We start from the raw sequence: 14,625 nt of genomic DNA on the forward strand, positions 1-14,625 counted from the left end.
AAAACTATTAACCACAAAATGTTTGTCGAATTTAAAAACAATGCGAGTGAGAATGAATTTTAGTTAGAAATGCCGACAAGCATGCAAAAACTATTATTATGAAAATCAAAATTACCACTAGATTATTTCATATTACCAAAGCATTAATTTGCTTTCTATTATTATTTGCAAGTTCAGTTTATGCACAAGATCCTGCTCAGTACGGAACACCCTTTGCAGGAGTGCCTGATACGAGAGATATCAATATGTATCAGGTGCATATTCGTCCGTTTAGCGCCAACGGAGATTTAGCCGGAGTAACCGCCCGATTAGACAATATAAAAGCACTCGGCACTAATGTTATTTATTTAATGCCAATTTTTCCCCACGGCACAGACTCCCGAAGTTCGGCTTCGCCCTATTGTATCAAAGACTTTAAAGCCGTCGGTTCTGAATACGGTTCACTGGCTGATTTAAGAACTTTGGTTGATGGCGCTCACAGCCGCGGCATGGCCGTTATTTTAGATATTGCCATCAACGGAACATCATGGGATCACGGATGGACCGTTTCACATCCTGAATATTACAAACGAACCGGAACCACAATTCAGCAGTTAGGAAACTTCTCTGATATTGCAGCGCTTGATCTTAATAGTTCAGCAACAAGAGCAGCCATTAAAGATGCTATGCGCTATTGGATTTTTGCAGCTAATATTGACGGTTACCGTTGCGATTATGCTAATAACCCTCCTTTAGATTTTTGGTCAGAAGTAAATTCAAATCTTCGAAGCATAACTTCTCACAACTTATTAATGTTAGCCGAAGGCGACAGACAAGAAAACTTTCAAGTTGGTTTCGACATGAATTATGGAGATAGATGGTTTCATGCTGGGTTATATGATATTGCTAGCGGCGGACCTGTTTCTCAAAGAATTCAAGATCAAACTACTTATGAATATGCGAAAGCAACTGGAAATCAGCAAATCGTTAGATATACTGGAAATCACGATACCTACACAAATGATGATGGCGTAAGAAGACCATTTGTTGTATTTAAAAACCATAACGGAGTCGTTGCAAACTTTCTAGTTTCAGCTTATATGCGAGGCGTTCCTTTTTTAATGAGCGGACAAGAAATTGATTACGAACCAAAAACAGACTGGCCGTGGACTAATTTTAAATTCAATTGGTCTCAAAATCCAACTGCCGCCGCAGATTTCGCAAAAATCTTAAATTTCAGAACAACAAGTGCAGCCATTAGACGCGGTGATTTAACGACGTATGCTAATGATGATATTAGTATTTTCACCAAAACATTAGGAACTGAGAAAGTTATTGTAATGTCGAATTTGAGAAACGCAGCTAAATCGTACGTTATTCCAGCGGCTTTAGCGGGAACTTATGTAAATCCATATAACAATAATGCTTCGGTTACTTTAACCGCAGGTGCAACGCGTAATTTTGCTGCTTTCGAATATTTGGTTTTAACTAATACAAATGCTCCGGTTGTAGCCGTTACAGGAGTTTCTGTGAGTCCAACAACAGTAACTGTTGGTTTAGGATCTACACAACAATTAAATGCTACAATTGCTCCTGCAAATGCAACAAATCAAAACGTAACTTGGACATCGAGCAATACAGCTGTGGCAACAGTAAGTGCTTCTGGTTTAGTTACAGCAGTTGCAGCAGGAACAGCAACTATTACAGTTAAAACAGTTGATGGAAATAAAACAGCAACTTCTGCAATAACTGTCGCTGCAATTCCCGTTTCTTCTGTAGCCGTTTCTCCAACTTCTGCAAGTCTATATGCTGGAAATACACAACAGCTTTCTGCAACAATTTCACCAGCAAATGCCACAAATAAAACGGTTACTTGGTCATCAAGCAATACCGCAATCGCAACGGTAAATTCAAGCGGACTTGTAACAGCAGTTTCTGCCGGAACAGCAACAATTACAGCAACTACACAAGACGGAAATAAAACAGCTTCGGCAACAATTACAGTAAATCCGAATACAAATTTCACGGTTTATTTCTATAAACCATCAAATTGGGGAACTGGAATTAAAATTTACTATTGGAATGCTTTACCAACAGGAGTTTTGGCAACTGTAAACTGGCCTGGAGTAAACATGACCGATGCTGGAAATGGTTGGTACAGTTATACATTTACAAACGTAACTTCAAGCAATTTAATTTTCAACGACGGAACCAATCAAACTGCCGACTTAAGCCGAAATAAAACAGGGTGGTATATGAATGCTACTTGGTACGATTCAAATCCGGGAACGGGTGTTGCGGTTACAAGTGTAAGTTTGAGTCCAACCACAGCTTCATTGAATGTTGGCGGAACACAACAATTGACTCCAACTGTTCTTCCTGCAAATGCTACTAATAAATCGGTAACCTATAGTTCAAATAATACGGCTGTAGCAACTGTAAATGCTTCAGGTTTAGTTACCGCTGTAGCGAATGGAACGGCGACAATTACCGTTACAACTGTTGATGGAAGTAAAACAAGTACTTGTTTAGTATCGGTTACAACAGCTTCTGGAGGAGGAAATTATTACACGATCAAAAACAGATGGACTGGTGCTTATTTATCTGATGCAGGAACAAATGTAGGTTACGGAACGAGTGTTTCTAGCAACAATTATAAATGGCAAAAAATTGCAATTGACGCTACTTATTTTGTATTGAAAAATGTAGCAACTGGTGAATTGATGAATATCGAAGGTCAAACTGGAAATGTACAATGTAACATCACCGATACCACTTTCTGGAGTGCGCAATGGTCAAGCGATTATATTGACGGAACTTGGACTCGTTTAAGAAACAGATGGCAGACAGGAAATATTATTCATATCGAAAACCAAACTGGTTCTGCTCAATACGGAAATTCACAAGATGGCTGGTACAGTGCGCAATGGCAATTAGAACCAACAACTGTTGGAACTTCAAGAGCAGCATTAAATATTGAAGAAGCTTCTACAACTGAACCTGTAATTGGTATTTATCCAAATCCGGCAACAAACAATGAATTTCATGTTTTAATGCCTGAATTAACAAACGGAGATGCTGAAATTTTCGTTTCTGATTTGAACGGAAGAACAGTTTTAAATCAAAGACTTTCTTCTTCAGGACAAGTTAATCATCATTTATCTTCTGGAATTTATATTGTAAATATTGTTTCTAAAGATTTTAATGTGACTAAAAAACTGATTGTTAAATAATTTTTTTGCCACGAATTCCGAATTAATTCTAAGTAAATTTTTAAAAATTCGTGAATTCGTGGCTATTTTTTTTCTTAAAAAGTATAATTCAGAGCAAACCCGAAATTATTATTGAAGGTGATATCATTTTTTATAACTGCAGGTTTAAATGCCAATCTTTCATCTACATTAAACTGTGACAATGCGGCATCAATATTGGCATCTATAATATTTAAAACATAAAAACCGACCATAAACAAAGCGGATAAATCCCTGTTTCTTTGAAACTGTTTTTGTGCAGAAATCAATTGGCTTTCGCTTAATCCAGCTAAAAATTGCGAATCACTTTCTATACCTTCGAGTCTGCTTTTGTATTCGTCTCTATAAATATTATATTTTTTTTGATTGTCGATATACAAATAAGTGCTCGTACCAATTGCACCATAAACTAAAGGAAGTTTCCAATATTTTTTATTATAAATCTGACCTAAACCTGGCAAAACAGCAGAATAAAAAGCCGCTTTTGAAGGACGAAGCGGATCAATAGTTTCAGATTTTAAAGAATCGTTTAAAATGATTTTATTTTTTCCTTGAGCGAAAATTGTAGTAAATCCAATAAGTAAAAAAAGAAAAAGAAATTGATTTTGCATAAAAGTTGGCTTTGAAAATTTTGTTTCAAAGAAAACTTTTTAGTTCTAAGATTTTTCTTAAATAAAAGATAAAGAAAGCTTAATTTTTAAATTATACTGATAACCAAGTAAATACATTTAAATAATAAAAATAATACTACAAATTTTGGAGTATTCAACTTAAATCTGTTACTTTGCAATATGAAAACTACAGCAGTAAATAAAGAAGTTATTAAAAAAGCAATTATCAAAATGAGAGAAGATAAGGTTGCTGTACGCTCTTTTTTACAAGGGAAAACTTCTGCCGAAACCTTAACTTCAAAAGGTATCAAACTTGTTAAAACAATATAATTATACTTTTAATTCTGATTCTGGTTATTATAGTTTCTTTACAAAAAGACAAATTGAATACAGGGTTGCTTTCTATGAAGATTTCACATTAGCATCTTGTGTTGGGAATGATATAGAACTTGGAAATGTTTATCAAATTACTATAGACAGAATTAGTTCTCAACCTGAACAGTTTGATGTATTGATTTCAGAAACAATCAAAAACATTATTGCCTCGTTTTTTGAAAATATTCATGATGCATTAATTTATATTTGCGATGATAATGATAAAAAAGCATTTCAAAGATTTTCTGTTTTTGACAGATGGTACGAAAAAAGCTCCATGACCAATTATATCATTAAGCTTAATAATATTATCGAATTTGATTCTGATAGAGAAATTATCAAACTTTATACTTCCCTAATGCTTCATAAAGAAAATGTCAATTTTAAAGTCATAAAAGACGCCTTTAATAATATCAGCAATGCATTAAATGGAGAAAAGCCATAATAAAAATGCCGTTTGAGAATTTCAAACGGCATTTTTTATTTTTTCAATTCAGGATAAATATCATCTTTTGTATTCAAAATCAAATCCGGACCAAACGATTTTAAAATATAATTGTTTCTTTCTTTTTTATAATAAAATCTTGCAGGCTTCACTTTTTTAAAATCAAATTCATCACTAAAAAACTCTTGGTCTATAAAGAATTTATTTTGAGGTTTCAGTTGAGCAAGACTATCTGGATATTGATCATTTTTACTTTTATAAAACTCCAAATCTTTTACAACTTCATTCAATCGATAATTTGTAAATTGAATTAAATGTCCTTTATGAAAATCACTAGTTAAATAAAAATACCAAAACAAAGGAGTAACAAGAATTCCTGCGAATCCAATTATTTTCATTTTTCTATCTTTTCTAATAAAGCCTTGAACAATGAGAATTGCTCCAGAAATTAATCCGAAATTTGGAATCAATCCTACAAAACCCCATTTATAAAGACTTTTTGAAGTCATCTTTTTCTTCAATATTTTTTAAATATTACTCCTCAAACAACTCCATCAACTCCAACGCCCTTTTTATCGACTTCACATTTTCAAAAGTCAATAACAAACGTAATCCGTTTACGGTTTGTTTTTCTTTCATTTTGCAGAGTGAGCTTTGTTTTTGAACGAAGTTTAAAACGTTTCTGAACTTCACAGATTGATAATAATCTGATTGTTGATCGGATACGAAATAGCCAATCATTTTACCTTGCTTCAAGACTAATTTTTCGATTCCTACTTTAGTTGCAATCCATTTAATTCTGATGCTGTTTAATAAAGCAACAGCAGGTTTTGGCAATGGTCCAAAACGGTCGATTAGTTTTTTCTCGAATTCCTGTAAACCAGCTTCGTCTTTTATTGCACCCAATTCGTTGTATAAAACCAAACGTTCCGAAACGTTATTGATATATTCATCTGGGAATAATAACTCGAAATCGGCATCGATTTGAATGTCTTTTACGTATTCTTTTGTATCGATATCATTTTCCTCAGGATATAAATCTTTGAATTCGTTTTCCTTCAACTCTTCGATCGCTTCATTCATGATTTTTTGGTACGTATCAAAACCTATTTCATTAATGAAACCGCTTTGTTCTCCACCCAATAAATCTCCTGCTCCACGAATTTCAAGATCTTTCATCGCAATATTGAAACCGCTTCCCAGTTCGCTGAATTGTTCCAATGCCTGAATACGTTTTCTCGCATCTTCGGTCATAGATGAATATGGCGGACAGATGAAATAACAGAATGCTTTTTTGTTGCTTCGACCTACTCGACCACGCATTTGATGCAAATCTGATAATCCGAAATTATTGGCGTTGTTAATGAAAATTGTGTTGGCATTTGGAACATCCAATCCGCTTTCGATAATTGTGGTTGCCACCAAAACATCAAAATCCCCGTTCATGAAACCTAACATCAATTCTTCTAGTTTTGCACCGTCCATTTGTCCGTGACCAATTCCGACTCTTGCATTTGGAACCAAACGCTGAATCATTCCTGCCACTTCCTTGATATTTTCAATTCTATTATTGATAAAGAAAACTTGTCCATTTCTTTGAATTTCATACGAAATTGCATCACGGATAATTTCTTCATTAAAACCAACAACATTCGTTTCAATCGGATAACGATTTGGCGGAGGCGTTGTAATTACCGATAAATCTCGCGCCGCCATCAATGAAAACTGAAGCGTTCTTGGAATTGGCGTTGCCGTTAACGTCAACGTATCAACATTTGCAGCAATGGTTTTCAATTTATCTTTTACGTTTACACCAAACTTTTGTTCCTCATCAACAATCAATAAACCTAAATCTTTAAAAACGACATTTTTGTTTACCAATTGATGCGTTCCAATAACAATATCTAGCTTACCTTCGGCTAAATCTTTTAGTGTTTGCGTTTTTTGTTTTGCCGTTCTAAATCGGTTTAAGTAACCAATCGTAACCGGCATATCTTTTAAACGTTCAGAGAAAGTTCTAAAATGCTGATATGCCAAAATAGTTGTCGGAACCAAAACGGCAACTTGTTTACTATTATCAACCGCTTTAAAAGCAGCACGAATCGCAACTTCTGTTTTCCCAAAACCAACATCACCGCAAACCAAACGATCCATTGGGCGATCGCTTTCCATATCGGCTTTCACTTCGGCCGTCGATTTCATTTGATCTGGCGTGTCTTCGTAAATAAACGAACTTTCTAATTCGTTTTGAAGATAACTGTCAGGCGCAAACTGAAAACCTTTTTCTAAACGACGTTTTGCATACAACTGAATCAAATTAAATGCAATATGTTTTACGCGTGCTTTGGTTTTCTGTTTTAAGACTTTCCACGCGTTCGATCCTAGTTTATAGATTTTAGGAGGCGTTCCGTCTTTTCCGTTGTATTTTGAAATTTTATGAAGCGAGTGAATGCTCACATAGACAATATCATTATCGGCATAAACCAATTTTATGGCTTCTTGCGTTTTTCCTTCAACTTGGATTTTTTGCAGTCCACCAAACTTCCCAATTCCGTGATCGATATGCGTTACATAATCGCCAACAGAAAGTGCCGTCAATTCTTTTAAAGTGATATTCTGTTTTTTCGAATATCCGTTTTTGATGTTGAATTTATGATAACGTTCGAAAATCTGATGATCGGTGTAAGCCGTTATTTGGTTTTCTTCGTCAATAAAACCTTGGTATAAAGGCAATACAATCGTATGATATTGTTTTCTGATATTCTCTGAGTTGGCTTCGTCTAAACTTTCAAAAATATCATGGAAACGTTTTGCCTGAGTTTCATTCGAACAAAACAGATAATTGACATATCCGTTAAAATGATTATCGCTCAAATTATTCAGCAATAAATCAAATTGTTTATTGAAAGATGGTTGAGGCTGAATATGAAATTCAAACTTTTTAGTGGTTTTAAAAATGGGTCTTGAAGCCAATTCAACAACCGAAAAATCTAAAGCGCGTTTTATAAACGAAGCTTGATTTAAAAATAATTGTTCGGGTGCAGCATGTTTTATTTCTTTTGACAATTTCTCAAAAGCCTCCTCTGCCCTTGCAAATTGTTTGTCTAACTGACTAAAAAGTCCGTCAGTATTTTGAATAAAAACAACTGTTTTTTCAGCAATATAATCTAAAAAGCTTTCACGGTTTTCCTGAAAAAGTTTGTTTTCAACATTCGGAATAATCGTGATTTTTTTATGTGTTTCTACCGATAATTGCGTTTCAACATCAAAAGTTCTGATGCTGTCAACTTCGTTTCCGAAAAATTCAATTCGATACGGATGATCATTTGAAAATGAGAAAACATCGACAATTCCTCCACGGACTGAAAATTCGCCAGGTTCTGTGATGAAATCTACTCTTTTAAATTCGTATTCAAACAAGACTTCGTTGATAAAATCAATCGAAATTTTATCATTCAAAGCTACTTTTAAAGTGTTTTTATCGAGTTCTCTTCTCGTAACCACTTTTTCAAAAAGTGCTTCTGGATACGTAACAATTACGGCTGGTTTTTTTCTTGAATTAATTCGGTTTAAAACCTCAGCGCGAAGCAAAACATTGGCATTGTCTGTTTCATCAATCTGATACGGACGACGGAATGAAGCTGGATAAAACAATACATCTTGTTCTCCAATCATTTGCTCCAAATCATTTAAATAATAAGCTGCTTCTTCTTTATTATCTAAAACAATTAAAAATGGGAGTTCAGTTTTTCTGAAAACAGATCGTATTATAAACGAAACTGCAGATCCCAGCAAACCGCTAAGGTTCATTTTGATCTGATTTCCTTCCAGTAAACTTGCTGCAATCTGCTGCGCTTTCGGCAGATTATCGTAGGTTGTATATAAGGCGTTCTTACTCAATTCTTGGTTTATTTGGATCTAATGGTGGCGCAGAACTCGGAATTGCACGTGTTGTGTCTAACATTCTAAGGAAATCTGCTTCTCCTTCTTCTTTTGGTATTTTGGCTTTTTCGACAATTTTATCCATTTGTCTTTCTAGCGAAATCAGCTCTTTATTGATTTCTTGAATTAAAAAAACCACTTTATCATCTGGAATTTTATTTAAGTGAATAAACAAATCCAGCATTTTGATTTTGGTAATTAAAATAGAAATACGGCTTTTTATCTGAGGCTGATTAAATTGCGCTGGAATATTATCATTCAACGCCATTGCTTTTTTAGAAATCGCTGCAGACTTTTTCTGAAATGCTCCAATTGTTTTTCTTGGCTTCTCGCCAATCTCTTTCATAAATTCACGCCACTCTGTCCAAGAGTTTAATTGTGATTCTGAAATTTCGTTAATTGGCTCGTCTAGAAAAGTCCAGCCTTTATTTATATTATTAAAAATAGCTTCCTTCTTTTTTGCTTCTTTTGCGTTTTCTGCAAGTCGTTTTTCATTTTCATTTTGGCAAGAAAATAACACAGTTGTCAAAAGCAGAAAAAGAGATATTTTATATTTCATTTATTAAAATGTTAGGCTACAAAGTTACGAAGTAAATTTACAATTATGAATTCTGTTTTTTGCTAAAGATTCTATAAATCAAGGTTATTTTTTTCGTTGTCAATCAAGCCAAATTAGACGTTTTTTTTCATTTTAATTCCATTAAAAATGACCTTTAATACAAAAAATAAGAAGGCACAAAGACACACCCCCTGTAAAAGCGAATAATCCAACAAAAAAACTTTTTAATTATTGAATTAATAATTTATGATTCTAAAAAGCAGATGTAATTGCGAAAACGTTATATTTGTGTCGCTAAAAATCCTGGAAAAAATGAATCCAAAAATATTGATCATTGGCGCTTGCGGTCAGATCGGAACAGAGCTGACTCAAAAACTGCGCAAAATATACGGAACAGAAAACGTGATCGCTTCTGACATCCGAAAATTAAATACTGATGTTGTAAATTCAGGACCTTTTGAAGTGGTCAATGCTTTAGATTTTAATCAGATCGAACATTTGGTTGAAGTGCATAAAATTACAGATATCTATCTGATGGCTGCGCTTTTATCTGCAACTGCCGAAAAAAATCCTGCTTTTGCTTGGGATTTAAATATGAATTCCCTTTTTCATGTTTTAAACTTAGCTAAAGCTAAAAAGATTCAGAAAATTTTCTGGCCTTCAAGTATCGCTGTTTTCGGCCCAACAACTCCAAAAGAAAATACGCCACAATATACTGTAATGGAACCTTCTACTGTTTACGGAATTAGTAAACAAGCTGGAGAAAGATGGTGTGAATATTATCATAATATTTATGGTGTTGATGTTCGAAGTATCCGTTATCCAGGCTTAATCAGCTGGTCGACTCCTCCAGGCGGTGGAACAACTGATTATGCGGTTGATATTTTTTATAAAGCTATTGCTGATAAAAAATACGAATGTTTCTTGTCATCTGAAACCAAAATGCCAATGATGTATATGGACGATGCAATTGATGCAACTATCAATATCATGAAAGCACCGGCTGAAGAAATCAAAATTCATTCTTCGTACAATTTAGCTGCAATGAGTTTTACTCCAACTGAAATTGCTGCTGAAATCAAGAAACATATTCCAGAATTTGAGATTACTTATAATCCTGATTTCCGTCAGAAAATTGCAGACAGCTGGCCGGCAAGTATAGATGATGCTGAAGCAAGAAAAGACTGGGGATGGAATCATAAATTTGATTTGGAATCTATGACAAAAGATATGATTGAACATTTGAGTTAAATTCTTTTTCAGCACAATTTGTTTAATATCATTATAAAGTAAAAATCCAATTGCCTCCAGCTTTAGCTGGAGGTTTTTTATTATAAGAGTGAAAAAGGCTTTAGCCAAACTCGTATGTTTGGCTAAAGCCTTTTTATTTTCATTTTTGTTCCTCCAGCTAAAGCTGGAGGCAATTAATTTTCTGCTGATAACTAAAAAACAAAAAATCCCGTTTAAATTAATTAAACGGGACTTTCTTTTTTTATTCTTTTTGAAGATTATTTCACTTCAAAAACATTATTTGTCTGCTTCACATCAGCCATTAATCCGCTTGGATCGATAGTGATTTTTTTGATCGCAGTTTTGTTTTTATCAATTGTAAAACTATAGTTTTGCTGTGCCCAAGCCCAATCTTCTAGAACTGTTCTTTTCTCGTTCGGGTTTGGATTTGGCTTAATGAAATTCATCATTCTCAACGGAATGTAGAATGTTTCAGAAGTTCCGTCAGTATAATCTACTTTTAAATCGATTGGCATTGGCATTCTTCCAATTCTTTCTAAAGAAACTGTTGTTTTTCCTGCATTATCAGCAACGTCTTTGATTCCGTAATCGATCGTATTTGTTGTTTCTGTCCAATCTGTAAGGTACCAATCTAACTCAGCTCCAGAAACTCTTTCTGCTGTTCTTTTGATATCATTTGGAGTTGGATGTTTGAATTTGAAATCGTTGAAATATCTTTTTAAAGTTGCATCAACATTTTCTTTTCCAATTACATATTCTAATTGAGAAAGGAAAATACTTCCTTTTACATAAGATGAAATGCTGTAAGGACGGTTTTCGTCGTAACGATCTCCGTGTGTGCCTTGTGGCTGTTCTTTACCAGAATTTACTAAACTGTAGTAAGCTTTGTAATTTACAGTAAAAGGATTTACCTCTTTTTTGTCTCCTTTTAATTCATTCAAAGCACTGTCTTCGATGTAAGTTGTAAAACCTTCGTCCATCCAAGGGTGTTTTGATTCGTTTGAAGCCAAAATATGCTGAAACCAAGAGTGTCCTAATTCGTGAGTTGCAGTTCCTAGAATTCCTTCAAGAGTTCCGTTACCTAACATTAAAGTACACATTGCATACTCCATTCCGCCATCTCCACCTTGAATAAATGAGTATTGTTTGTATGGATAAGCTCCAACTCTTTGGTTGTAATATTCCATTACTTTAACCATTAAAGGCTCTAGCTGTTTCCAGTTTGCAGTAGTTTTTTCGTTGTTTTTGTAAAAGAAATGTAAATCTACACCGTTTGGTCCTTTTACAATATCATGATTGTATTCTTTATCTGCAGCCCAAGTAAAATCGTGAACGTTTGGCGCGATAAAATGCCACGTTAACGTTTTTGCTTTTTTAGGATAAGTAACCGTTACACCAGCATCTTCGTAACCGTGTCCAATTGAGTTTTTGTCTTGTAAGTATCCAGAACCTCCAATTGTGTAATCTTTATCGATTGTAATTTTTACATCGAAGTTACCCCAAACTCCATGAAATTCTCTGGCGATGTATGGATCTGCGTGCCATCCTTCGAAATCAAACTCAGCTAATTTTGGATACCATTGTGACATTGAAAGTTCTACTCCTTCAGAATTATTTCTTCCAGAACGACGAATTTGCACTGGAACTTGTCCGTCAAAATCTAATGTAAAAGTAGTTTTAGAATTTGGTAAAATTGGTTTAGCCAAAGTTACTTCTAAGATTGTTCCAGAAACTCTTGTTTGAGCTACGGCACCATCTTGCTTGAAGTTTGTAATTTTTAAATAACCAATTTCGTTTGGTTTTAAAGTTTCGATGCGGCTTTGTTTTACTTCTTTTCCATCAGCGCCTTTTACTTTATTTACCATTCTTCCGTCTGGATCTTTAATAAAATGAAGACGTGCATCCATTTCACTTCCAGGCTGAAAAGCATTTGGAAATAAATGATAGAATACTTTTTTTAAAGTGTCAGGAGAATTATTGGTGTAAACCAATTCTTGTTTTCCTTTGTACTGATAGTTTTTTACATCCATCGAAACTTCCATTTTATAGTCAGCGTGCTGCTGCCAATATGGGGCGCTTTGTGAGTATATGTTAAATTGTATAAAAAATACAAAAAGAAGTATTTTTCTCATAATTTATTACTATGTTTGATTTATTATTAATTAAAATTCTTACAATTATGGAATTATCATTAGAAGATTTTTCAGCTTTCGAAATGACAACTGAAGAGCAACAAACAATTAACGGTGGAGATCAAGGCAAAAGATTAGTACTTCAAAACAACTATGACTGTAGCGGTGATGAATACTGCGTAGGTTGGTACAAAATGGTTTACTAACCTTTTTAAAGAAAGTCCAAAAATTTACTTTTTGGACTTTCCTTCTGCTACTTTCTCTGCCATCAATAAAGCGTTATAAGCATTTACCATTTTAGCTGTTTTTGATGATTCTGTCGAAGAAACTGCAACTGGTTTTTCATTTGGATTTTCACTTTTACCCAGAACAACCTTTGAAGGAAGCGCTACTCCAGAATCCATTAAAATCTTTTTAACCTGAGCTGCTTTTAATTTTGGATAGTAAGAACGAATCAAAGCTGCGACACCTGCTGCATTTGGAGACGCCATTGAAGTTCCTTGTAAATATTTGTATTTATTATTTGGAACAGTTGCATAAATTTCTTCACCTGGAGCAAAAATGTCTACGTTAATTTTTCCGAAGTTCGAAAATCCTGTAACAACATTTTCCCCGTATTCTTTATTAATTGCTCCAATCGTAATAACATTATCTGCGAATTCTTTTACGTTGTCTTCAGAGTCGTTTGGATAATTGATGTTTTTAGTTTCATCAATATTATAACCTTCATTACCCGCAGCATGCACAATTAAAACGTCTTTTTTCGCTGCATATTTAATAGCGTCATAAACCCATTGTTTTTGCGGAGAAAAGCTTTTTCCGAAACTTCCATTAATTACTTTTGCTCCATTGTCTACTGCGTAACGAATTGCTAAAGCAATATCTTTATCGTACTCATCTCCGTCTGGCACAGCTCTAACCGTCAAAATTTCAACGTTTGTTGCTACTCCGTCTCCTCCTAAATTATTTCCTCTAATTTGAGCAATAATTCCGGCAACGTGAGTTCCATGAAGTGCTTTTTCTTTATCTGGTCCAAAAACGATGTTATTTCCATAATGATTGTCTTTAATATCATTTGGATTATCGCCAACTATCTTTCTTCCGTCAAAATCTTTATTCAAGTTATAATTTATTTGATCGTATACCTGATCTTTATATTCTGTAAAATCAGCTTCTGGATCAAAAGTTGGTCCTGCATTTGTAAAAATTTGAGTCATAATCGCTTTACTTCTCAAAACATTTGGGTCCGCTGAAGTAATTTTACTTAAATCTTCTATTTTGTATGTAGTTTTATTAAGCTCTTTTTTGATTGTATTATGAATATCAATCAACATATCTGCTTGTTGTTTATCTTGAAGAGCTTCTTCATATTTTGCTGTATATTGAGCTAAAGCTTCTTTGTATTGAGCAGAACCATCGTCTCCTTTTTTAACAACACGTGTCATTTCAAGATTTTCGTGAACTGCATTTCCAAGGAAATTCCATCCATGAACGTCATCGATAAATCCATTTTTATCGTCGTCAATTCCGTTTCCTGGAATTTCTTTAGGATTTGTCCAGATCATTCCCTGAAGATCTTCGTGTTCAATATCGACACCAGAATCTACGATTCCAACAATCACTTTCTGACCTTTTTTACCTTGCAGTAATTCGGCGTAAGCTCTGTCAACACTCATTCCCGGGATAGAATCTTTTATCAAATCAAGGTGACTCCATCTTTTTAATTCATTTTCACTAACTGGTGCTTTTTTTACAACTGCTAAAGGAGCTTTTATAAACTCTTTAGGAGCTGAAGCCTGTGCCTGCATTGTAGCATTACAACCTGCTAAAACAAGTAATGCAAAAGCAGATAATTTAAGAGGTTTTATATGATTCATGTATCTATAAATATATGTAAAGTTAAAAGATGGGTCTAAATTATGCTTTTTTGTTACAAAAAACTAACCGTTAACAATGTGTTATGAAATTTTAAATGAAATTATTCAAAATCAGAATATTATCAAACGGCTAAAAATCAAATAATTAAACATCATTTGTTTTCAAAAAATATACTTTGGATTTATTATTTATTTTATAAATG

At 34.0% G+C, this 14,625-nt stretch carries 11 protein-coding genes; 5 read left to right on the forward strand and 6 right to left on the reverse strand.

Annotation, left to right across the window (positions count from 1 at the left end; all coding sequences use genetic code 11):
• Positions 1-98: 98 nt before the first annotated feature.
• On the forward strand, positions 99-3,212 hold the full coding sequence (locus DM444_RS10390; RefSeq protein ID WP_111286309.1) for an Ig-like domain-containing protein: 3,114 nt from the start codon (positions 99-101) through the stop codon (positions 3,210-3,212).
• 74 nt (positions 3,213-3,286) lie between these two features.
• Here the strand turns inward: DM444_RS10390 and DM444_RS10395 are convergent, their stop codons facing one another.
• Positions 3,287-3,841: a DUF5683 domain-containing protein gene (locus tag DM444_RS10395; RefSeq protein WP_111286311.1), complete on the reverse strand. Its 555-nt coding sequence runs from the start codon at positions 3,839-3,841 to the stop codon at positions 3,287-3,289.
• Positions 3,842-4,021: 180 nt separating this feature from the next.
• Between DM444_RS10395 and DM444_RS23615 the strand changes: the two genes are divergently transcribed.
• Both DM444_RS23615 and DM444_RS10400 read left to right on the forward strand, forming a co-directional pair.
• The gene (locus DM444_RS23615; RefSeq protein WP_162614949.1) at positions 4,022-4,171 is read left to right on the forward strand and encodes a hypothetical protein; all 150 of its coding nucleotides are present in this window, start codon (positions 4,022-4,024) and stop codon (positions 4,169-4,171) included.
• Positions 4,155-4,661, forward strand: coding sequence for a DUF6169 family protein (locus DM444_RS10400; protein ID WP_111286313.1), 507 nt, complete (start codon positions 4,155-4,157; stop codon positions 4,659-4,661). Before DM444_RS23615 ends, DM444_RS10400 begins: the two co-directional genes overlap by 17 nt.
• Positions 4,662-4,696: 35 nt before the next feature.
• Here DM444_RS10400 and DM444_RS10405 read toward each other — a convergent pair whose 3' ends face one another.
• From DM444_RS10405 to DM444_RS10415, 3 genes are read right to left on the reverse strand one after another with little or no spacing between them, the layout of a single operon-like run.
• Positions 4,697-5,170, reverse strand: a complete 474-nt coding sequence (locus tag DM444_RS10405; protein ID WP_111286315.1) for a hypothetical protein — start codon at positions 5,168-5,170, stop codon at positions 4,697-4,699.
• 25 nt (positions 5,171-5,195) lie between these two features.
• On the reverse strand, positions 5,196-8,561 hold the full coding sequence (mfd, locus tag DM444_RS10410) for a transcription-repair coupling factor (RefSeq protein ID WP_111286317.1): 3,366 nt from the start codon (positions 8,559-8,561) through the stop codon (positions 5,196-5,198).
• On the reverse strand, positions 8,554-9,162 hold the full coding sequence (locus DM444_RS10415) for a hypothetical protein (RefSeq protein ID WP_111286319.1): 609 nt from the start codon (positions 9,160-9,162) through the stop codon (positions 8,554-8,556). The genes mfd and DM444_RS10415 overlap by 8 nt, the downstream gene beginning before the upstream one ends.
• Positions 9,163-9,474: 312 nt before the next feature.
• On the opposite strand from DM444_RS10415, the gene DM444_RS10420 reads away from it, so the two are divergent.
• Complete coding sequence (locus DM444_RS10420; protein ID WP_111286321.1) at positions 9,475-10,413, forward strand: L-threonine 3-dehydrogenase; 939 nt, start codon at positions 9,475-9,477, stop codon at positions 10,411-10,413.
• Positions 10,414-10,670: 257 nt separating this feature from the next.
• On the opposite strand, the gene DM444_RS10425 is transcribed toward DM444_RS10420, so the two are convergent.
• Positions 10,671-12,545, reverse strand: a complete 1,875-nt coding sequence (locus tag DM444_RS10425) for a M1 family metallopeptidase (protein ID WP_111286323.1) — start codon at positions 12,543-12,545, stop codon at positions 10,671-10,673.
• Positions 12,546-12,592: 47 nt separating this feature from the next.
• On the opposite strand from DM444_RS10425, the gene DM444_RS10430 reads away from it, so the two are divergent.
• On the forward strand, positions 12,593-12,751 hold the full coding sequence (locus tag DM444_RS10430) for a hypothetical protein (protein WP_162614950.1): 159 nt from the start codon (positions 12,593-12,595) through the stop codon (positions 12,749-12,751).
• Between the two features lie 24 nt (positions 12,752-12,775).
• Here DM444_RS10430 and DM444_RS10435 read toward each other — a convergent pair whose 3' ends face one another.
• Entirely contained in the window at positions 12,776-14,422 is a 1,647-nt protein-coding gene (locus DM444_RS10435) for a S8 family peptidase (RefSeq protein ID WP_111286326.1), read from the reverse strand.
• Between the last annotated feature and the right edge of the window lie 203 nt (positions 14,423-14,625).

This window comes from Flavobacterium ginsenosidimutans (assembly GCF_003254625.1).
In the GTDB taxonomy this organism is placed as follows: domain Bacteria; phylum Bacteroidota; class Bacteroidia; order Flavobacteriales; family Flavobacteriaceae; genus Flavobacterium; species Flavobacterium ginsenosidimutans.